The 20,160-nt window shown below is 69.0% G+C and carries 18 protein-coding genes; 14 read left to right on the forward strand and 4 right to left on the reverse strand.

Annotated features, from left to right (window positions below):
• Positions 1-295 precede the first annotated feature (295 nt).
• Entirely contained in the window at positions 296-1,048 is a 753-nt protein-coding gene (pssA, locus tag LJE69_RS05235; protein WP_296922244.1) for a CDP-diacylglycerol--serine O-phosphatidyltransferase, read from the reverse strand.
• Between the two features lie 426 nt (positions 1,049-1,474).
• On the opposite strand from pssA, the gene hoxE reads away from it, so the two are divergent.
• The 9 genes from hoxE (at position 1,475) to LJE69_RS05280 (ending at position 9,142) form a co-directional block, all read left to right on the forward strand.
• A complete protein-coding gene (hoxE, locus tag LJE69_RS05240) occupies positions 1,475-1,975 on the forward strand; it encodes a bidirectional hydrogenase complex protein HoxE (RefSeq protein ID WP_296922202.1) in 501 nt (166 codons plus the stop codon).
• Positions 1,972-3,585: a NuoF family protein gene (locus tag LJE69_RS05245; RefSeq protein ID WP_296922204.1), complete on the forward strand. Its 1,614-nt coding sequence runs from the start codon at positions 1,972-1,974 to the stop codon at positions 3,583-3,585. Before hoxE ends, LJE69_RS05245 begins: the two co-directional genes overlap by 4 nt.
• Positions 3,586-3,803: 218 nt before the next feature.
• Positions 3,804-3,995, forward strand: coding sequence for a type II toxin-antitoxin system HicB family antitoxin (locus tag LJE69_RS05250; protein WP_296922207.1), 192 nt, complete (start codon positions 3,804-3,806; stop codon positions 3,993-3,995).
• Entirely contained in the window at positions 3,992-4,165 is a 174-nt protein-coding gene (locus tag LJE69_RS05255) for a type II toxin-antitoxin system HicA family toxin (protein WP_296922210.1), read from the forward strand. The genes LJE69_RS05250 and LJE69_RS05255 overlap by 4 nt, the downstream gene beginning before the upstream one ends.
• A 58-nt stretch (positions 4,166-4,223) precedes the next feature.
• Entirely contained in the window at positions 4,224-4,955 is a 732-nt protein-coding gene (gene hoxU, locus LJE69_RS05260) for a bidirectional hydrogenase complex protein HoxU (protein WP_296922212.1), read from the forward strand.
• Positions 4,952-5,497, forward strand: a complete 546-nt coding sequence (locus tag LJE69_RS05265; protein WP_296922214.1) for an NADP oxidoreductase — start codon at positions 4,952-4,954, stop codon at positions 5,495-5,497. Before hoxU ends, LJE69_RS05265 begins: the two co-directional genes overlap by 4 nt.
• A 235-nt stretch (positions 5,498-5,732) precedes the next feature.
• A complete protein-coding gene (locus LJE69_RS05270; protein ID WP_296922217.1) occupies positions 5,733-7,163 on the forward strand; it encodes a Ni/Fe hydrogenase subunit alpha in 1,431 nt (476 codons plus the stop codon).
• A 202-nt stretch (positions 7,164-7,365) separates the two neighbouring features.
• Positions 7,366-7,842, forward strand: coding sequence for a hydrogenase maturation protease (locus tag LJE69_RS05275; RefSeq protein WP_296922220.1), 477 nt, complete (start codon positions 7,366-7,368; stop codon positions 7,840-7,842).
• A gap of 184 nt (positions 7,843-8,026) precedes the next feature.
• On the forward strand, positions 8,027-9,142 hold the full coding sequence (locus LJE69_RS05280) for an alkene reductase (RefSeq protein ID WP_296922223.1): 1,116 nt from the start codon (positions 8,027-8,029) through the stop codon (positions 9,140-9,142).
• A 494-nt stretch (positions 9,143-9,636) separates the two neighbouring features.
• On the opposite strand, the gene LJE69_RS05285 is transcribed toward LJE69_RS05280, so the two are convergent.
• From LJE69_RS05285 to LJE69_RS05295, 3 genes are all read right to left on the reverse strand, one after another.
• A complete protein-coding gene (locus LJE69_RS05285; RefSeq protein ID WP_296922226.1) occupies positions 9,637-10,476 on the reverse strand; it encodes a hypothetical protein in 840 nt (279 codons plus the stop codon).
• Between the two features lie 130 nt (positions 10,477-10,606).
• Positions 10,607-11,770 (reverse strand): hypothetical protein, encoded by a 1,164-nt coding sequence (locus tag LJE69_RS05290; RefSeq protein WP_296922228.1) that lies wholly within the window; start codon positions 11,768-11,770, stop codon positions 10,607-10,609.
• A gap of 231 nt (positions 11,771-12,001) precedes the next feature.
• Entirely contained in the window at positions 12,002-12,385 is a 384-nt protein-coding gene (locus LJE69_RS05295) for a VOC family protein (RefSeq protein ID WP_296922229.1), read from the reverse strand.
• A gap of 238 nt (positions 12,386-12,623) precedes the next feature.
• Here LJE69_RS05295 and dapC point away from each other — a divergent pair, with 238 nt between their 5' ends.
• The 5 genes from dapC to pglW all read left to right on the forward strand — a co-directional run.
• The gene (dapC, locus tag LJE69_RS05300; RefSeq protein ID WP_296922232.1) at positions 12,624-13,820 is read left to right on the forward strand and encodes a succinyldiaminopimelate transaminase; all 1,197 of its coding nucleotides are present in this window, start codon (positions 12,624-12,626) and stop codon (positions 13,818-13,820) included.
• Between the two features lie 93 nt (positions 13,821-13,913).
• The gene (gene dapD, locus LJE69_RS05305; RefSeq protein WP_296922235.1) at positions 13,914-14,735 is read left to right on the forward strand and encodes a 2,3,4,5-tetrahydropyridine-2,6-dicarboxylate N-succinyltransferase; all 822 of its coding nucleotides are present in this window, start codon (positions 13,914-13,916) and stop codon (positions 14,733-14,735) included.
• Positions 14,736-14,810: 75 nt separating this feature from the next.
• The gene (locus tag LJE69_RS05310; protein ID WP_296922238.1) at positions 14,811-15,155 is read left to right on the forward strand and encodes an ArsC family reductase; all 345 of its coding nucleotides are present in this window, start codon (positions 14,811-14,813) and stop codon (positions 15,153-15,155) included.
• Positions 15,156-15,163: 8 nt separating this feature from the next.
• Complete coding sequence (gene dapE / locus LJE69_RS05315; RefSeq protein ID WP_296922246.1) at positions 15,164-16,291, forward strand: succinyl-diaminopimelate desuccinylase; 1,128 nt, start codon at positions 15,164-15,166, stop codon at positions 16,289-16,291.
• A 308-nt stretch (positions 16,292-16,599) separates the two neighbouring features.
• Positions 16,600-20,160: BREX system serine/threonine kinase PglW (pglW, locus tag LJE69_RS05320; RefSeq protein ID WP_296922241.1), on the forward strand; the 3,561-nt coding region annotated here is incomplete at its 3' end.

Consider the following 20,160-nt stretch of genomic DNA (forward strand, 5'->3'; position numbering starts at 1 on the left):
GCCGGCAACGCCGACCACAACAGCAGGAACAACGCGGGTAGCGCCCAACCGGCGCCCCGCCTGCGGTGGAGATTCAGGTTGCCAATCATCTCGGCTCACTCAGACAGCGCACGGAGATCTCGTCCGGGCCTCCCCGGGACCCACCCACGCTACCCGTCGCCACGGCCGGGATTAATGACTTATCGCAATGGGCGACCCTGCAAAGACCACTCGCGGCCCGCGCTGCGGCCATTACAGGGCTTCGCTTGACCCCGGACAGGTTGGTTGGCTTGGAAAATGCCGGTGATCGCGCTGGTCAGGTGTCGTCGGGGGTGGCATCGCGGCGCCGCCGGCCGCGGTGCCTGCGGCGCTGCACCAGGGTCAGCACCGGCCCCGAGAGTGCATAGCCGAGGAAGAGCACGAACAACAGGATGGGCGGGTCCAGCACCACCAGCGCAAAGATCAGCATCACCACCACCATCACCACGAAGGGCACCTGCCCTTGCAGGTCCAGCAGCTTGAAGCTGTGGTAGCGGAAGTTGCTCACCATGAGCAGCCCGGCACTGGCCGTGAGCACCGCCACCAGCAGGCTCACCTGGCTACCGCTGATGCCGTTGTCCACGCCGATCCAGACCGACGCGGCGATGATGGCCGCCGCCGACGGGCTCGCCAGCCCCTGGAAGTAGCGCTTGTCGGCGACGCCGAGCTGGGTGTTGAAGCGCGCCAGCCGCAGCGCCGCGCCGGCGGTGTAGACGAAGGCCGCGAGCCAGCCGAGCTTGCCGAGCCCGGACAGTGCCCAGTCGTAGGCCACCAGCGCCGGCGCCACGCCGAAGGCGACCATGTCCGACAGGCTGTCGTACTCGGCGCCGAAGTCGGTCTGCGTGTGGGTCATGCGCGCGATGCGCCCGTCGAAGCCGTCCAGGATCATCGCCGCGAAAATCCCGAGAGCCGCCGCCTCGAAGTGCCCGGCGTTGGACGACAGCACGGCGTAGAAGCCCGCGAACAGCGCGGCGGTGGTGAACAGGTTGGGCAGCAGGTAGATGCCGCGGCGGCGCTTGCGCTCGGGCATGTCGGCCGCGTCTTCGGGCGGCGTTGTGGCCGGCGCGGCTGGCTGTGTGGGCTCGGTCATATCCTTGGGCGCGTCCGCCTGTGACTGGAGATGGCTCGTAAGGGAACGGCTCTGCGCATCGTTTTGGGCTTCGGCTTCGGGCAAGATACACTCGCGGCGCGCGCTGAAGACCAACCCCGCCGGCGCGCAGTATAGCTGCCCCGGAAGGCGCGTCACCAGCGCACGAAAGCGGTGCGCGCCGGCCCGGACGGCGCCGATCGTGCACCGTCCATGTTCACGAAATCTTTATTTTGACAACGCCGCTCGGCGCGATTTAATGAAGCCCGTGCGCTGAATCCGGCGCGCCCGGGTCCGGGACGACCGCGCACAGCCGCTCCCTGGAACGCGGGACGGGCAACACGAAAGGGGCAAAACCCGAGGGGCTTTATGACCTTGCAGCGAACACGACCGGACCTGCCCAGCAACGACAAGCGCTGGAAGCTGGTCAACGCAGCCATGCGCCGCAACGGCTACGCCGGGCACGCGCTGATCGAGGCCCTGCACGCGGTGCAGGATGCCTTCGGCTTCCTGGACGAGGAGGCGATGACCTTCGTCGCCGACTCCCTGGACCTGCCGCTTAGCAAGGTCTACGGCGTTGCTACCTTCTACCATCTGTTCATGCTGAAGCCGCAGGGCCGGCACGCCTGCGTCGTGTGCACGGGCACCGCCTGCTACATCAAAGGGGCCAGCGCCCTCATCGAGGGCGTGCAGGAGCGCTTCGGTGTTGCGCCCGGCGAGACCACCGCCGACAAGTCCCTGTCCGTGCTCAGCGCCCGTTGCGTCGGCGCCTGTGGTCTCGCGCCGGCGGTGGTGCTGGACGGCAACGTCATCGGCAGGCTCGGTCCCGCGCAGCTCTGCGAGCGGCTCGAACAGGAGATCGCGGAATGAATCTCGACGACCTTGAAGATCTCGCCGTCAAGTTCCGCGACGACGCCAACGAGCCCGAGACGGAAGTACGCGTCTGCATGGCGGCGAGCTGCCAGTCCTCCGGCGCGGCGCCGGTGCTGGACGCGCTGCGCGGCGGCTGCGGCGACAAGGCCGAGGGAGCCTGCAAGGTTAAGGGCGTCGGCTGCATGGGGCTCTGCTCGGCAGGCCCGCTGGTGGCCGTCGCGCCGCCCGCGGCCGCGCTCGACGAGGCAGTCATCTACCGCGAGGTCAGCCCCGCGGACGCGCCCGAGATCCTGGCCAGCGCCGCTCCCGGCGGCGCGCCGGTGGAGCGGCTGCGCTGCCCGAGCGACATGCCGTTCTTCGCGCGCCAGCACAAGATCGTGCTGGCCAACGCCGGCATCGTGGACCCGGACAGCTTCCGCGGTTACGTCATGCTGGGCGGCTATGCGGCGATGGTGCAGGCGCTCACCGAGATGACGCCGCAGGAGGTCGTCAACGAGGTCACCGCCAGTGGGCTGCGCGGGCGCGGCGGCGGCGGCTACCCGACGGGCCTCAAATGGTCCACCGTGGCCAAGATGCCGGCAAACCAGAAGTACGTCATCTGCAACGCCGACGAGGGCGACCCCGGCGCCTTCATGGACCGCGCCGTGCTGGAGTCCGACCCGCACCGGGTGCTCGAGGGCATGGCCATCGCCGCCTATGCCATCGGCGCCAACAAGGGCTACGTCTATATCCGCGCCGAGTATCCGCTGGCGGTGGAGCGGCTCAAGACCGCCATCCGCAAGGCCAAGCGCGCGGGCTTCATCGGCAATCACATCTGCGAGACCCAGTTCAACTTCGATGTCGAGATCCGGCTCGGCGCCGGCGCCTTCGTCTGCGGCGAAGAGACCGCGCTGATGGCCTCCATCGAGGGCAATCGCGGCCAGCCCCGCCCGCGCCCGCCATACCCGGCGGAGTACGGGCTGTGGGGCAGCCCCACCCTCATCAACAACGTGGAAACCTACGCCAACATCGCGCCCATCATCACCGAGGGCGGCGGCTGGCTCGCCGGGATCGGCACCGAGAAGTCCAAGGGCACGAAGGTGTTCGCGCTGGCCGGCACCATCGTCAACACCGGTCTCATCGAAGTGGACATGGGCACCACGCTGCGCGACATCATCTTCGACATCGGCGGCGGCATCCCGGACGGCCGGGCGTTCAAGGCGGTGCAGACCGGCGGCCCGTCCGGCGGCTGCGTGCCGGAGGCGCACCTGGACATGCCGGTGGACTATGACAGCCTGAAGACGCTTGGCACCATGATGGGCTCCGGCGGCATGATCGTCATGGACGAGACGTCCAACATGGTGGATGTCGCGCGCTTCTTCATGGAGTTCTGCATGGACGAGTCCTGCGGCAAGTGCATCCCGTGCCGGGCCGGCACCCAGCAGATGCATGGGCTGCTGGACAAAATCGCAAAGGGCCGGGCGAGCCGCGCGGACCTGGCACTGCTGGAAGAGCTGTGCGAGGTGGTGCAGGCCACGAGCCTGTGCGGACTCGGGCAGACGGCGCCGAATCCGGTGCTCTCGACGCTGCGGTATTTCCGGCACGAGTATGAGGAGAAGCTGGGGTGAGCCGGACCGCAGCCGGGTCGAAGTCGGGCCTGGCTGTCACGCTTCACAGACTGAGCAAGTATTCGTTGTAGATCCGCGCGATTTCGGCGTTGCGAGCAATACTTGCCCAATCTCTGGAGCGCGGGAGCGATACGCCAAGCCCATCACAAGCGCTGTCCTCAAAGGCTTGCTCATCCTCGTATATTCACGCTCCATCATTGCGCATCGGATGTGATGACATGACGAAACTGAAATTCGTGTACTGGGAGGACGATGGCTTCTGGCTCGGATACTTGGAAGAATTCCCGGATTACATGACCCAAGGCGAATCACTGGCGGAGCTCGAGGAGAACCTTCGGGATATCTATGCGGAGCTGAGCTCGGGCGCGCTCCCCTTGGTCCGACGCGTCGGTGAGCTCGAAGTGGCGTGAAGCGACGGGATTTGATCAAACGCCTGGAAGCCATGGGCTGTGTTCTGATCCGCCACGGCGGGAGGCACGACTGGTACCACAACCCGGCGACCAAAGAGTCGCAGCCAGTCCCAAGGCATCGCGAGATCCGCGAAAGCCTCGCTAGGCAGATCATCAAGAAGCTCAGCTGACCGGTCGACGCCGGCGTCGGCGAGAAAACCAGAATCAACCCCCGGACGAGGCCCCTTCATGCCGCTGCCCGTACCGCAAACCAATGTCCGCGTCGTCACGCTCAAGGTCGACGGCCAGGACTACTCCGCGCGCGAGGACGAGACCATCATCGAGGTCTGCCGCGAGAACAAGATCCCGATCCCGAGCCTGTGCTGGATGGACGGGCTGTCCGTGGTCGGCGCCTGCCGGCTGTGCGTGGTGGAGATCGCCGGCAGCCCGCGCCTGCAGGCCGCCTGTGCCACGCGCGTGCGCGAGGGCATGGTGGTGCAGACCAACACGGATAAGCTGCAACGCTACCGGCGCACCATCGTCGAGCTGCTGTTCGCCGAGCGCAACCACATCTGCTCGGTCTGCGTCTCCAACGGCCACTGCGAGCTGCAATGGCTGGCGCAGACCTGCGGCGTCGACCACGTGCGCATGCCCTACCGCAACGCCGGCTACAGCGTGGACTCCAGCCACGAGATGTTTCGCGTGGACCACAACCGCTGCGTGCTCTGCACCCGCTGCGTGCGCGTTTGCGACGAGATCGAGGGTGCCCACACCTGGGACGTCATGGGTCGCGGCAGCGGTTGCCAAGTGGTGACGGACCTGGCCAAGCCCTGGGGCGACAGCGAGAGCTGCACCAGTTGCGGCAAGTGCGTGCAGGTGTGTCCGACGGGGGCGCTGGTGAAGCAGGGCACTTCCGTGGGCGAGATGGTCAAAGACCAAACTTTCCTGTCGATTCTGGCACGGCGGAGGAGTCACCGATGAGCGGTAACGGAAGCAAAGTGACAGTCGCCACCACCTGGCTGGACGGCTGCTCTGGCTGCCACATGTCCTTCCTGGACATGGACCAGCGGCTGGTGGACCTGGCCGAGCAGATCGACATCGTCTACAGCCCCCTGGTGGACACCAAGGAGCTGCCGGAGCAGGTGGACCTGGGGATACTGGAAGGCTCCATCAGCAGCGACGAAGACCTGCACAAGGCGCGCGAATTCCGCGCCCGCTGCAAGCTCCTGCTGAGCCTCGGCGACTGCGCCGTCAACGGCAACGTTCCGGCTATGCGCAACCCGTTCAAGCTGGACGATGTCATCGAGCGCGCCTACCGCGAGAACGTGGACGTCAACCCGCAGATCCCCACCGAGGGCGTGCCGGCCCTGCTCGCGACGGTGCGGCCCGTTCATCACGTCGTGGACGTGGACATCTTCGTGCCCGGCTGCCCGCCGCACGCGGACACCATTCACTACGTGCTGACCGAGCTCATCGCCGGGCGCACGCCGGACCCGGGTCGGGTGACGCGGTTCGGCGCTTGATGACGACGTCCGCCGTGGGCGCGGCGTCCCCGCCGCGATTCGCCGAGGCCGAGGCCGAGGCCGTGGGCGTCGGGTTCTGGGCGTCGCGTCGGGCTTCGCTATCGCTCAGACCGACCTCCGGCTCAGACCGAGGTAGGGCTCAGGCGGGCCTACGGCGTCGCCCGAGCCGCTCGCGCCGCCTATTTCCGCAAAGCTCCAGATCGCATCCCCCTAATACACATTGAGCCCCAGCACCATGAGCCGCACCATCAGCATCGAACCGGTCACCCGCATCGAGGGCCATGCGCGCATCACGCTGCAACTGGCCGACACCGGCGAGGTGGAAGACGCCAAGTTTCATCTGACGCAATTCCGCGGCTTCGAGAAGTTCTGCGAGGGCCGCCCCTACCGCGAAATGCCGGCGCTGACGGCGCGCACCTGCGGCATCTGCCCGGTGAGCCATCTGCTGGCGTCCAACAAGGCGTGTGACGACCTGCTCGCGGTGACCATCCCGCCGACGGCGGAGAAGCTCCGGCGCATCATGAACTTGGCGCAGCTGCTTCAGAGTCATGCACTGAGCTTCTTCCATCTGTCCTCGCCGGACCTGCTGCTCGGCTGGGACTCCGACCCGGCGCAGCGCAACATCTTCGGCGTCATGCGCGCCGACCCGCAGCTCGCGAAGAACGGCATTCGGCTGCGCCAGATCGGCCAGACCATCATCGAGACCCTCGGCGGCAAGAAAATCCACCCCACCTGGGTGGTGCCGGGCGGCGTCAACGAGCCGCTGACCGCCGAGAAGCGCGACGCCATGCTGGCGATGCTGCCGGAGGCGCTCACCATCGCCAAGGACACCTACGCCTTCTACAAGACCCTGGTGCCCAAGTTCCAGGACGAGGCGAGCCATTTCGGTACCATGAAGACCCTGTTCCTGAGCCTGGTGTCGCCGGACGGCCACCTGGAGCACTGCAACGGGTATCTGCGCATCAAGGACGCCGAGGGCCGCATCGTCGAGGACATGGTGCCGCCGGGTGAGTATCCGCGGCTCATCGGCGAGGCGGTGGAGGACTTCAGCTACATGAAGTTTCCATACTACAAGCCGCTCGGCTATCCGAAGGGCATCTACCGCGTCGGGCCCCTCGCCCGGCTCAACAACGCCGACGCCTGCGGCACGCCGTACGCCGACGTGGCGCTCGCCGAGTTCCATACGCTGCAAGAGGACTCCGGCCCCATCGCCTCCAGCTTCCACTACCACTACGCGCGCCTGGTGGAGATCATCTACGCCATCGAGAGCATGCAGCGGCTGCTGAAGGCCCCCAGCATTCTCGACACGCGCGTCCGCGCCCGCGCCCGCGGCAACAAGAGCGAGGGCATCGGCGTGTCCGAGGCGCCGCGCGGCACCCTGATGCACCACTACAAGATCGACGACGAGGGACTCATCACCTGGGTCAACCTCATCATCGCCACCGGCCACAACAACCTGGCCATGAACCGCAGCATCAAGCAGGTGGCCGACGCCTACGTGGACGGCACCGACGTCAAGGAAGGCATGCTGAACCGCGTCGAGGCCGTGATCCGCTGCTATGACCCCTGTCTGTCGTGCGCGTCCCATGCGTTTGGGCAGATGCCGATGGTGGTGGAGATCGCAAATGCGGCGGGCGAGGTGGTGCGGCGGATTGCGCGGGGATAATCGGAAGTGCGAAAGATCGTAGGTCGGGTTAGCGATTGCGTAACCCGACAATCAACGGCTTACCGACGCCCAGCGTCGGGTTACGCTGCGCTAACCCGACCCACACCGAATACTTTCACGGTCTCGGAGCGCATCCACCGCGGTCAAGACGGCGGGTGCGCTTCGCCTCATCCGCCCTACTTCCGCGACGTTTCAGTTCAGAATGACCACCCTCATCATCGGCTACGGCAGCCCCATCCGCGGTGACGACGCCGTGGGTCCGTTGCTGGCGGATCGCATCGCCGGGCGGATCGAGCAGGGCGCCTGGCCCGCGGGCACCGAGGTCCAGGCGCGCCACATCCTCACCGCCGAGCTGGTGGAAGACCTGCACCGGGCCGCGCGGGTGGTCTTCATCGACGCTGCCGCCGGCGGCACGCCCGGCGAGATACGCACCCGGCGCGTGCAACCGGACCCGGGCGCGCCGTCCACCATGGCCCACTTCCACGACCCGCGCGAGCTGCTCGCCTGGTGCGAGGGGCTCTACGGCGCGGCCCCCGAGGCGTGGCTGGTCACGGTCTCCGGTGCCGCCTGGGACTACGGCCACTTCGACCTGAGCCCAACCGTGCAGGCGGTGCTGCCAGCCGCACTCGAGGTCTTGGCCGATCTCTGCGTGCACGAAGCCGCCGCGATCGACACCTGAGACCAAGCCGCCCAGCCCCCTGGGGCCGCCGAGTTGTACTCGGCCCGCCGTCGGTGCGGCTCAATGCCGCGCCGACGGCGTCGCGATGTCGAGGCAAGAGACTTGTCATGCCGCCGCAAGGCCCGATCTGCGATCATCGGCATTTGCTTATCGCTTCAAGCGCTTTGATCGGGAGGCCCGACGAATGACCGCAACCACCGCCAATGATCCGCTCTTCGCCCCGCTCCAGGCCGGCGAGCTGAGCCTGCCGAACCGCGTCGTGCTGGCGCCACTGACCCGCTCCCGCGCCGCGCAGCCGGGCAACGTGCCGACGTCGCTCAACGCCGAGTACTACGCCCAGCGCGCGAGCGCCGGGCTCATCGTCTCCGAGGCGACGAACATCTCGCAGGTGGCCATGGGCTATGCGCTGACCCCGGGCATCTACACCGACGAGCAGGTGGCCGGCTGGCGGCTCGTCACCGAGGCGGTGCATGCCGCCGGCGGGCAGATCGTGCTGCAGCTCTGGCACTGCGGGCGCATGTCCCACGAGTCGTTGCATCCCGGCATCGCGCCCATGGCACCGTCCGCCGTGCACTGCGAGGGCTGCCAAGTGTTCTACGTGGACGACGCCGGCAACGGTGGCCTGCGCGCCGTCTCGCCGCCCAAGGCCATGACCAAGGCCGACATCGACGCCACCATCGCCGACTACGTCACCGCCACCGGCAACGCCGTGGCCGCGGGCTTCGACGGCGTCGAGCTCCACAGCGCCAACGGCTATCTGCTGCACGAGTTCCTCGCCAGCAACACCAACCAGCGTGGCGACGAGTACGGCGGCAGCGTGCAGAACCGCGCGCGGCTGCTGTTCGAGGTGATGGACGCCATCCTCGGCGAGGTGCCCGCCGGGCGCGTCGGCGTGCGCGTCTCGCCGCTGTTCCACCGCAATGGCATCGACGACGCCAACCCCGCCGAGACCTTCGGCTATGTCTCGGAGCGCTTGGGCCGGCTCGGCATCGCCTACCTGCACGTGGCCGACACCGACGTCATGGCCGGCGCCGCGCCGCAAATGGACGCCATGCTGTCCTTCACGCGGGAGAAGTTCGACGGCGTGGTCATGCTCAACGGTGCATACACCCCGGAGCGCGCCCGCGCCGCCGTCGCCAACGGCGACGGCGACTGCGTCGCCTTCGGTCGGCTCTACCTGGCCAACCCGGACCTGCCCGAGCGGATCAGCCAGAACGGCCCCTACAACGAGCCGAATCCGGCCACCTTCTACGGTGGTGGTGCCGAGGGCTACACGGACTATCCGATCCTCGGCGGTTGAGGGCGAGAGCGGGCGCTCGCAATGGATTGCGGGCGGGGCCTCGGCTGCCGGCACGCCAGTGCGGAGCATCGCGGCGGGGATGTCGCTCCCACGTAGCGGGCGTCGCGCGCTGTGTGCCGTGGGAGCGCCGTCCCCGGCGCGATGGTGTTTGCGCGGCTGCTCGCTGCGGGGATGCCGCTTGCGGGCAGGTCACTCAACGCAGCGAACGTTGTGTCAGTCGCACGCGTACCCGCGGGGCCTCTGAAGAGGAGCTGCGAAACACGCAAAAAGCGCGAAAAGGTTGGACTTCGTCGCAAATCCGTCCCTTTTTGCGTGTTTCGTGTATTTCGTAGTTACAAAATTCCGGTGTCTTCAGAGTTGCCGTGCTGTTCAGTGCTGACACTGCCGCTTCGGTCCGCCGCTGTCCGTGGGCCAGGTGCAGCTGGTGGTCGGGCGCTATCTCGGGGTTGACGTGAGCGGGCCTTGATGTGCGTGCGCCGGGTGGCGCGCACGACTCAGCGCCCGCCCTCGCAGCCCGTGCGGTCGCAGCGCACCATGACGTTGCTGCCGCCCTGGCAGTGCACGTCGTGCAGCTCGGTGCCTTCGCTTTCGCTCATCAGCACGGCACCGCGGTCGGACAGGATGCAGCCGCGGGCGGTGGCGAATTCCTCGGCGTAGTAGGCCCAGACGCCGACGCGGTCGTCCGCCGGCTCTGTTCCTGGCTCCGGCCCTGCTTCCGGCCCTGCTTCCAGTTTGGCGGGGCTGCCCGCCGACGGTTCCAGCGGCACCGCGGGAGTCGGTGCCGGCAGCCGGACTGGCGCTGGCGTGGCGGACTCGGCGGGAGCCGCCGCGGCCGCGGTCGGGGGTGCGGCGCGTGTGGCCTGGGACCGGCCGTAAGGCAACAGACGTTGCAGGAAGGTCCGCCGCGGGGCACGGGGTGCGGGTTCGGTGGGCGCGAGGCCGGCCCACTGCGAGCGCAGTGAGGTCAGCGCGTTCATCAGGTTGGCGCGGTACTGGGTGGTGACGTCGTCGCTCCACTGTTCAGCGGTTCCGGCGTACCAGATCTCTTCCGCGCGTAGCGCGGTGGTCACCCCGTTGTCGGTGGCGGAGAAATCCGCGCGGATGCGCAGCAGGGTATGCGGGGGTGGCGCCAAGCGTCCCGCGGCGACAGCGGGTGGTCCCGAGCTGGCCGGCGTGTCCAGCAGGATCTCGAAGACGACATGATCCGGCTCGCTCTCCGCAACGCGCCAGCCTTTGAGCAGCGCCGCGTCCAGGGCCAGCGCCTTGGCGCGCGGCACATTGGCGCCGGCGAGGAAAACGCTTGGCGTGTCGGCCGGCGCTGCGGTCGCGGCCATACCGACGGTGCAGAGCAGCAAGAGGAGGAGGGCGCGGCCGCCGAGTCGCCAATGTCCACTGCCGCCTGGCGCCCGACCGCGCGGGCCACCACCACCGGCACTGGCCGTCAGCCGCGGGGCAGACATGGCCTCAGCGCATGGCCTCGCAGACGCCCCCGCGGCACTTGACGAGGACGTTTGTACCGTTGGTGCACTCCACCTCGTGCACCTCGAAGCCGCCGGCCTGCTGTAGCAGCATCGCGCCGTGGTCGCCGATGGAGCACCCGCGCAGGCGAGCGAAGTCCTCGGCGTAGTAGGCCCACAGGCCCTTCTGCGAGCCCTGGTTCAGAACCAGCATGTCGTTGCTGCCGGCGGGCTCCACCGGCGCCATGGGCGCCGCGGCCGGCGCGTAGCCGGTGGCGCCCGGGCGCAATTGCGGCGGCGTAGCGGCCTCGGCGGCAGTGGTGGGCGATGCCGGCGCTTCGATGGTGGGCGCGACCAGTGTGCTGGACGCTACCTGAGTGGTCGGCGGGGCAGAGGATGTCGCCGGTGCGGGCGCGGACGACTCTACAATGCGCGGTGCCGGCTCAGACCACGAGGGCTGGCTTGCCGGTGCGGTTCTCGGCGCGGCGGCCTGGGGCGCGGCCTGGGGCGCGGGCTGGGGCGCGGACCGAGTTGGGGCCGCGGCCACCGCGGTGCCGCCGGCACTCACCGTCTCCGCCACGTCGCCAAGGTTGGCTGTGGCATTGGCCTCGGTCTCGCCGCCGTGCTCCTGCTGGAACTCCGCCAGCGTCGGCACCTGGGAGTGCACGTTGTCGCGCGCCGCGAGCCACGCGGAGGACAGCGAGCTCAGGGAGATCAGGAGCTGGTTCTCGTAGTCGGAGGTGTAGTCGATGCGCTTTTCGTCCTTGGTACCGGGATTGGTAATGGCAAAGGCCTGCAAGGCGACGATCGCGCCATCGCGCCGGTCCACGATGTCCGTCTCCACCTGCATGCGCGGCGGGGCGAGCGTGCTGCTCAGTGCCTGTGCCTGTGGCAGGTCGGGCGGCAGCGGGCGCTCCAGCAATAGCCGGTTTGCATCCGCGGCGGTGATATCCCAGCCCTTGGTGCGCGCCGCCGCCATGGCCACGGAGCGCGCATCCTCCATGGAGGCCCCGGGGAGCTGCACCTGAGGCAGTTTGGAGATGTCGCCGATCTGGACCTTGGCGGGACCGGAGCCGGAGCCAAGGCTGCCGACGCTGGCGCACCCGCCCAGGGCGAGCGCGAGGGGGACTGCCAACAGGAGATGCATCAGCTTCACGGTGTGCTCCGACATGGAAAATGGTCTGCGCGCCGGACCTGCGCGCCGGACCTGCCAAGGGTTCCGCGGGCCGCGTGCGCCGCACGGAATGGCTCCGACAGGGCCTCGTAAAAAGTGGCGTATGCTAGCACAAACCCCCATGGCACAGAGCGTTACGGCCATTAGCTGACATTGGCGGGTCGCCGTGGCGCCTGCGTCTTGCGCGAGCGACCGTCGGTCCGCGCCGTGTCCCATGCAACGGTCGGCTCAGGGCCCGCCCTGCTGCTCGATGAGCTCCACCGCGTTGCCGTCCGGGTCGCGGCAGAACATGGCGCGGCGGCCGGAGCGGCTGCGGGTGTACGGGATGCCGGCGCCGTCGAGCCGCGCGGCGAGGGTATCCAGGTCCGTGATGGTGAGCGCCACGTGCCGATCCCTACCGCCGTGCTCTGGCCGGCCCGTGACAGGATCCGGATTGGGCAGCTCCAGCAGGTGGATCTGCTGCGGGCCGACCTGGAGCCAGGCGCCGCCATAGGCCATGACCGGGCGGTCCGGCGAGACCGGCAGCCCGAGTAGGTCGCGGTAGAAGCCCAGGGCGCGCTCGGTGTCGGCCACCAGCACACTTACGTGGTGCAGACCCGCAATCAATCCCATCTGTGTGATCCTCTTCAGGTTTGGCTCAGGGTTGGCTCAGGGTTGGCTCAGGTTTGGCGCCCATTGGCGCATCGCCTATACTGGCTGTTTGCGTTCCGCCCACCCGCACCAGCCCGCTCGCCGCTGCCACCGGTCGCACCTCCGCCGACCAGCCGCCGCGCCCGGCTCCAGCCCCAGCCATCCGTCCCAGCCATCCGTCCCAGCTACCGGCCTCTGCGTCCTCAATCACGGCGACCACATGAATCCCCGACTCCACCGCCTTCAGCCCTATCCGTTCGAGAAGCTCGGTGCGCTGCTGGCGGGCGCTACGCCGCCGCCGGACCTTGCGTCCATCAAGCTCTCCATCGGCGAGCCGCAGCACGCGACGCCGGATTTCATCGGCGCCACGCTGACGGCGCATCTGCACGGGCTCGCCAGCTATCCGGCCACCCGCGGTACGCCCATGCTACGCGAGGCGATCGTGCACTGGCTGACGCGGCGCTTCGCGCTGCCCGAGGGCGCTCTCGATCCGGCGCGACACGTGCTGCCCGTCAATGGCACCCGGGAGGGACTCTTCGCCTTCGCCCAGGCGGTCGTGGACGCCAGCGACGACCCGCTGGTGCTGCTGCCGAACCCGTTCTACCAGATCTACGAGGGTGCGGCGCTGCTGGCCGGTGCACAACCCCACTTGCTGCCCTGCACGGCAGAGACCGGCTTCCTGCCCGACCTCGACGCCGTGGACGACGCCACCTGGGCGCGGTGTCAGCTCCTGTACACCTGCTCCCCGGGCAACCCGAGCGGCGCGGTGATGGACCAGGCGACGCTGACCCGCCTCATCGAGCTGGCGGACCGGCACGACTTCATCATCGCCGCGGACGAGTGCTACGCCGAGATCTACCAGGACGAGGCGACACCGCCCGCCGGGCTGCTGCATGCCGCCGCCGCCATGGGGCGGGACGACTTCCGCCGTTGCATCGTTTTTCACAGCCTGTCCAAGCGCTCCAACGCGCCGGGGCTGCGCTCGGGCTTCGTCGCCGGCGATGCCGGGGTCATCGCGCGCTTCCTGGCCTACCGCACCTACCACGGCTGCGCCATGGCCCTGCCGCAGCAGCACGCCAGCGCCGCCGCCTGGGGCGACGAGGCGCACGTGGTGGAGAACCGCCGGCTGTATCGCGAGAAGTTCGACGCCGTGCTGGAGGTACTGGGCGACGCGCTGGACGTGCAGCGCCCGGCGGCCGGCTTCTATCTGTGGCCACGCACGCCCATCGACGACACCGACTTCGCCCGCCGGCTCTACGCCGAGCAGCACGTCACCGTGCTGCCGGGCAGCTACCTGTCGCGACCGACCGCGGCCGGCGATCCGGGCAGCGGTCGGGTGCGCATGGCGCTGGTGGCACCGCTGGCCGAGTGCGTCGAGGCCGCCGGGCGCATCGCCACGCTGTGCCGCGGGCTCTGAGGCCGGGCCTATACGGCAAGCAGGCGGGTGTACGGCACGCCGACCCGGATTTCCACACCGAGCCTTTCCTACTTTCTGACCGAGGAGCATTGCATGTCCGACCCACAAGCCATTATCGAGAAGGCCTTCGAGCGCCGCGCCGAGATCACCCCCCGCAATGTCGAGACCCTGGTGCGCGACGCCGTGCTCGATACCATCGACCGGCTCGACCGCGGCGAGCTGCGCGTCGCCGAGAAGCACGACAGCGGCTGGGTGGTGAACGATTGGGTCAAGAAGGCCGTGCTGCTGTCCTTCCGCATCGAGGACAACCAGTTCATCAAGGGCGGCTTCACCAACTATTACGACAAGGTGCCGTCCAAGTACGCCGACGCCAACTCGCGCGAGTTCCGCGACGGCGGCGTGCGCGTGGTGCCGCCGGCCACCGCGCGGCGCGGCGCCTATGTCGCCCCGAGCTGCGTGCTGATGCCGAGCTACGTCAACATCGGCGCCTATGTGGACTCCGGCACCATGGTGGACACCTGGGCCACCGTCGGCTCCTGCGCGCAGATCGGCAAGAACGTGCATCTCTCCGGCGGCGTCGGCATCGGCGGCGTGCTGGAGCCGGTGCAGGCGGCGCCCACCATCATCGAGGATGACTGCTTCATCGGCGCGCGCTCCGAGATCGTCGAGGGCGTCATCGTCGGCCAGGGCGCCGTCATCTCCATGGGCGTCTACATCGGCCAGAGCACCAAGATCTACAACCGCGAGACCGGGGAGATCATCTACGGCCGCGTTCCCCCCGGTGCCGTCGTCGTCCCCGGCAACCTGCCGTCCAAGGACGGTAGCCACAGCCTCTACTGCGCCGTCATCATCAAGCAGGTGGACGAGAAGACGCGCGGGAAGGTCGGGATCAACGAGCTGTTGCGCGACATCTGAGCCCCCGGCCCGGCATCGGCACGGCATCCGCCTGCCATCGGGCCGGCGTCCCTACGTACTCAGTACTTCGTGCTAATGATCCTCTACGGCATCCCCAACTGCGGCACCATGAAAAAGGCCCGCGCCTGGCTCGACGAGCGGGGCATTGGCTACCATTTCCATGACTACAAGAAGGCGGGGCTCGATGAAGCGACGCTCCGCGGCTGGGTGGTGGAGCTGGGCTGGGAGCAGCTCATCAACAAGCGCGGCCAGATGTGGCGGAAGCTCGAGCCTTCGGTGCGCGACAATCTGGACGAGGAGGGCGCCATCCGGGTAATGCTGGAGACGCCCGGCATCATCCGCCGGCCGGTGCTGGATACCGGCAACGAGCGCCACGTCGGCTTTTCGGAAGACCAATACCAGGCCATCTTCACGTCATGAGCAAGAAGTTGTCCGCCACCGTCAAGCTCGCCTGCGAGCTGATCGCCCGACCATCCGTGACCCCGGACGATGCCGGCTGCCAGCCGCTGATGACGGAGCGCCTGGAGCGGCTCGGCTTCACCGTGGAGCCCATGCGCTTCGGAGACGTGGACAACTTCTGGGCGCGGCGCGGCGACGCGGGGCCGGTGTTCTGCTTCGCCGGCCATACGGATGTCGTCCCGCCGGGTCCGCTCGACCGCTGGGAGTCAGACCCCTTCGAGCCCAGCATCCGCAACGGCGTGCTCTACGGCCGTGGCGCCTGCGACATGAAGGGCTCGCTGGCCGCCATGATCACGGCCACCGAGGGCTTCCTCGCGGTGTACCCGGACCACAAGGGCTCCATCGCGTTCCTCATCACCAGCGACGAGGAAGGCCCGGCGGTGCACGGCACCCGCAAGGTCATGGAGACCCTCACCGCCCGCGGCGAGCACATCGACTTCGCCCTGGTCGGCGAGCCGTCCAGCAAAGACCGCCTCGGCGACGTCGTCAAGCACGGCCGCCGTGGCAGCCTGTCCGGCAGGCTGCGCGTGCAAGGAAAGCAGGGGCACGTCGCCTACCCGCACCTCGCCGACAACCCCATCCACGGCATCGCGCCGGCGCTCGCGGCCCTGGCCGCCGAGCAGTGGGACGCCGGCAACGAGCACTTCCCGCCCACCAGCCTCCAGTTCTCCAACATCCAGTCCGGCACCGGCGCCGACAACGTCATCCCGGATGCCCTGACGGCCATCTTCAATCTGCGCTTCTCCACCGAGCAGACGCCCGAGGCCATTCAGGAGCGCATCCACGCCATCCTCGACGCGGCGGGCCTCGATTACCAGCTCGACTGGCACCTGTCCGGCCTGCCGTTCCTGACCGCCGCCGGCGAGCTGCTGGACGCCGGCCGCCACGCCATCGCCGCCGTCACCGGCGTGCAGACCGAGCCATCCACCGTCGGCGGCACCTCGGATGGGCGCTTCATCGCCCCCACCGGCGCCCAGGTGCTGGAGATCGGCCCCGTCAACGCCACCATCCACAAGGTCAACGAGTGCGTCGGCGTCGCCGAGCTGGACCAGCTCGCGGCCATCTATGCCGAGGTGCTGCGGCGGCTGTTGACCTGAGCGCGCCATCCGCGATTGGGGCGACCCTTCAGCTATACTGCTCGTTTGCATTGAGCCAGCCGTAACGGCGGTTAGATCGGCAGTTTGCCGAAGGGTAGATAGCCGGCCTTGGCAGACCGCTACACGAGCAGGAGCCATCATGCGCACAGCCCGGCATGGGCTGGGCATTGCTGCCGCCTTCAAGGTCTGTCGCGATGACGTCGTCACCCTAAAGAAGAAAGCACTAGGGCAGGCATGATCCACCAAAAAGCCGTGATTCAGGCCCTGTCGGAGCAAAAGCCAGCCGATGCGCGCTGAGGAGCGGTGCGATGGACCAAGGCCACTGGAACGAGATCACCCCCTCCGGGCATCCCTGGGAGCGCGAGGCGCTGGCATTCCTGCGCGAGCGGTTGCCGGCCCATGATCCCTATCGAGTTTGGGCCAATTTTGAGTTCATGGCGCCGGACGGGTCTTTCAACGAGGTCGACGCGCTGATCCTGACCCCAAAGGGCTTCTTTCTGGTCGAGATCAAGAGCCGGCCTGGCAACGTGGAGGGCGATGCCAGCACCTGGACCTGGAGCGCAGACAATCGCCGCTTCACCGACGACAACCCGCTGCTGCTGGCCAACCGCAAGGCCAAGAAGCTCATCGGGCTGCTGCGCCGGACGCATGCCGTCAAGCAAATTCGGCTGCCGTTCCTCGAGGCACGCGTGTTCCTGTCCGCCGAGGACAACCGCATCCGGCTGCCGGAGCACGTGGCCAGCCTTGTGCACCTCCGCGACCGCGACACCCCCGAGGAGCGCAACACCGGCCGCGGCATCATCGACGCGCTGACCCGCTGGAGCGCCGACAATCCCCCCCGCCAGCGCATCGACCGGCGTATCGCCGCGGCGCTGACCCGGGCCATGGAAGAGATCGGCATCCGCCCGTCCCAGCGCGCGCGCAGGGTCGGCGACTACCGGCTCGACCGGCTCCTGTTCGAGGGGCCGGCCTACCAGGACTGGTCCGCGACCCATGTCGCCCTGGACCGGGAGCACGCGCGGGTGCGTATCTACGTCATCGAGCCGGGCGCCAGCGACGCGGCCCACGCCTCCATCGTCCGCGCCGCGAAGCGCGAGTACGCCATCCTCAACGGCATCGCGCACCCGGGCATCCTGCGCGCGAAGGCGTACACCGAGCACGAGCGTGGCCCGGCCCTGATCTTTGATCACGTCGAAGACGCCCAGCGCCTGGATCACTACCTCGCCGAGCGCGGCGACCGGCTCGACGTCGGTCAGCGCATCGAGCTGCTGCGCGAGATCGCCGAGGCCGTGCGCTACGCCCATGGCAGGCGGCTCTACCATCGCGCGCTCAGCCCGCAGAACATCCTCGTGCTCGATCCTGAGGCGCCGGCGCCGCGCGTGCAGCTCCTCAATTGGCAAACCGCGGCTCGCGAGCCCGCCGGCAGCCGGGCCACCAGCCTCGGCTTCTCCGCGACCAGCCACTTGGTCGATTTCATCGAAGAGGCGAGCGCCGTCTACATGGCGCCGGAGGCCCTGGCCGAGCGCGGTGATGCCGGCGAGCAGGCCGATGTCTTCTCCCTCGGCGCCATCGCCTACCACCTGTTCGCCGGCGTGGCGCCGGCCACCAGCTTCCATGAGCTTTGCGAGCGGCTGCGCGAGGGCAAGGGGCTGCGCATCTCCTCGGTGCTGGACGGGGCCGCGGAATCCCTCGAGTACCTGATCCAGTTCAGCACCTACCCCGAGGTCACGGGCCGGCTCGACACCGTGGCCGATTTCCTGGAGGAGCTGACGAAGTTCGAGGATGAGATCACCACGCCCGAGCCCAGGTCGGATCGGGTCCAGGACCCCACCTTGGCCAAGCCCGACGACGTGCTGGCCGACGGCCTGGTGGTGAAGAAGCGCATCGGCAAGGGGGCCTCGTCCATGGCCCTCCTGGTGGACAACCAGGGCAAGGAGCAGGTGCTCAAGGTGGCGCTGGAGCCCGATGACAACGCAAGGCTCGCCGCCGAGGCCCGCGCCCTGCGCCAGCTGCGCCGCCACCCGTTCATCGTGCAGCTGCACGAGGAGCGCGACTACCAGGGCCGCGTCGGGCTGCTGATGGAGCGCGCCGGGGACCGGACCCTGCAGCAGCGCCTCACGCGCGACGGCCCGCTGCAGCTGGAGCTGCTCCAACGCTTCGGCGAGGACCTGCTCCAGACCGTCGATTGGCTGGAGCAGCAGGGCGTGCCGCACCGCGACATCAAGCCGTCCAATCTGGGCGTCGCCCTGATGGGCAAGGGCGAGCAGCTGCACCTGGTGCTGTTCGACTTCTCCCTGGCCGACACCTCCGCGGACAACATCCGCGCCGGCACCGTGCCTTACCTGGACCCCTTCCTGCCGCTGCGCAAGCCGCCGCGGTGGGACACCTACGCCGAGCGCTTCGCCGCCGCCGTCACCCTGTATCAGATGGCCACCGGCAGCCTGCCCGGGTGGGGCGACGGCGCGAGCGATCCCGCCGTGCTCGACTGCGAGGTCACCCTCGAGGCCGGCGCCTTCGATGCCACGCTGCGCGAGCCCATGACGGCCTTCTTCCGCAAGGCCCTGCGGCGTGACTACCGGGAGCGCTTCGATAACGCCCGGGACATGCTCGCCGCCTGGCGCAACCTCTTCTCCGGGGCCGAGCGGGCCGAGGTTGGCACCGATCACGGCGACCAGCGCAGGCCGCTGACCAGCCTGGAGAAGGCCACCCTCGACACCCTGCTGACCGAGCTCGGACTGACCCCCCGTGCCCTCAATGCCCTGGAGCGCAAGAACCTGCGCACCGTCCGCGACCTGCTGCACTATCCGCTCGCCCGTATCCGGCGCCTGCGCGGCGTCGGCAGCAAGACCCGCGGCGAGCTGGCCGAGTGCCTGGAGGCCCTGGCGCAACGTTTCCCGGAGACCGCCGCCGAGCCCAAGCAGCTCCCGCCGCCGGACCCCAATGAAGAGCCCGAGACCCCGGCCGCTCCCGGCGACGCCCCGCGTGTCGATGTCCTCGCGGCGCTGCTGGTGCCGGCCGGGCGCACCGCCGAGGCCAAGGCGAGTGCACGCGTGCTCATCCATCTGCTCGGCCTCGCCGACGACAACGACCCGGCGGCACCGCCGCCCGCCGGCGTCTGGCCCAGCCAGAGCGAGGTGGCCCGCCGGCTCTCGGTGAGCCCGGCCACGGTCGGCAGCGCCGTCGCCGCCGCCCGCCGGCGCTGGCGCAAGAGCGCCGACCTGACCTGCCTGCGCGACGACATCGGCGCGCTGCTCGACAGCCAGGGCGGCGTAATGACCGTCGCCGAGATCTGCGAGGCCCTGATCGCGAGCCGCGGCTCCCTCCAGGACGAGCCCCTGCGCACCCGCCAGGCCCAGGCCGTGGTGCGGGCTGCGGCCGAGACGGAGCGCGACCGGGCCGCGCCGCGCTGGATCCTGCGGCGCCCGGCCGCGCACAGGGACCCGGGCGACGACCACGACGCGCGCGTCCTGCTGGCCCGCGACGAGCTGGCCGACGACGGCAGCCCTGTCATCGACGGCGAGCGCCTGGCCGACTATGCAGAGGCCCTGGGCCGCCGTGCCGATGCGCTCGCCGCCGAGGATCCGCTGCGCCCGCCCGGCCGCGTGCTGGAGGCGCTCGCGGCCGTCGCGCCCGGACCGTGCGTTGCGCGCCCCGACTCCAGCCGGCTGCTCGCCCTCGCCGCCGCCGCCTCCCGGCATGCGGCACTCTCCACGCGCCTGGAGATCTATCCCCGCGGCATGCCCGCCGCCCGCACGCTCAAGCTCGCGCTGCGGGCGCTCGCCGGCGTCCGCCTGCTGACGCCGGAGCAGGTGCGCGAGCGCGTTGCCGGCCGCTACCCCGCGGCCCAGCCCCTGCCGGACCGGCCCGAG

Source organism: Thiohalocapsa sp. (genome assembly GCF_022340605.1).
Lineage (GTDB): Bacteria > Pseudomonadota > Gammaproteobacteria > Chromatiales > Chromatiaceae > Thiohalocapsa.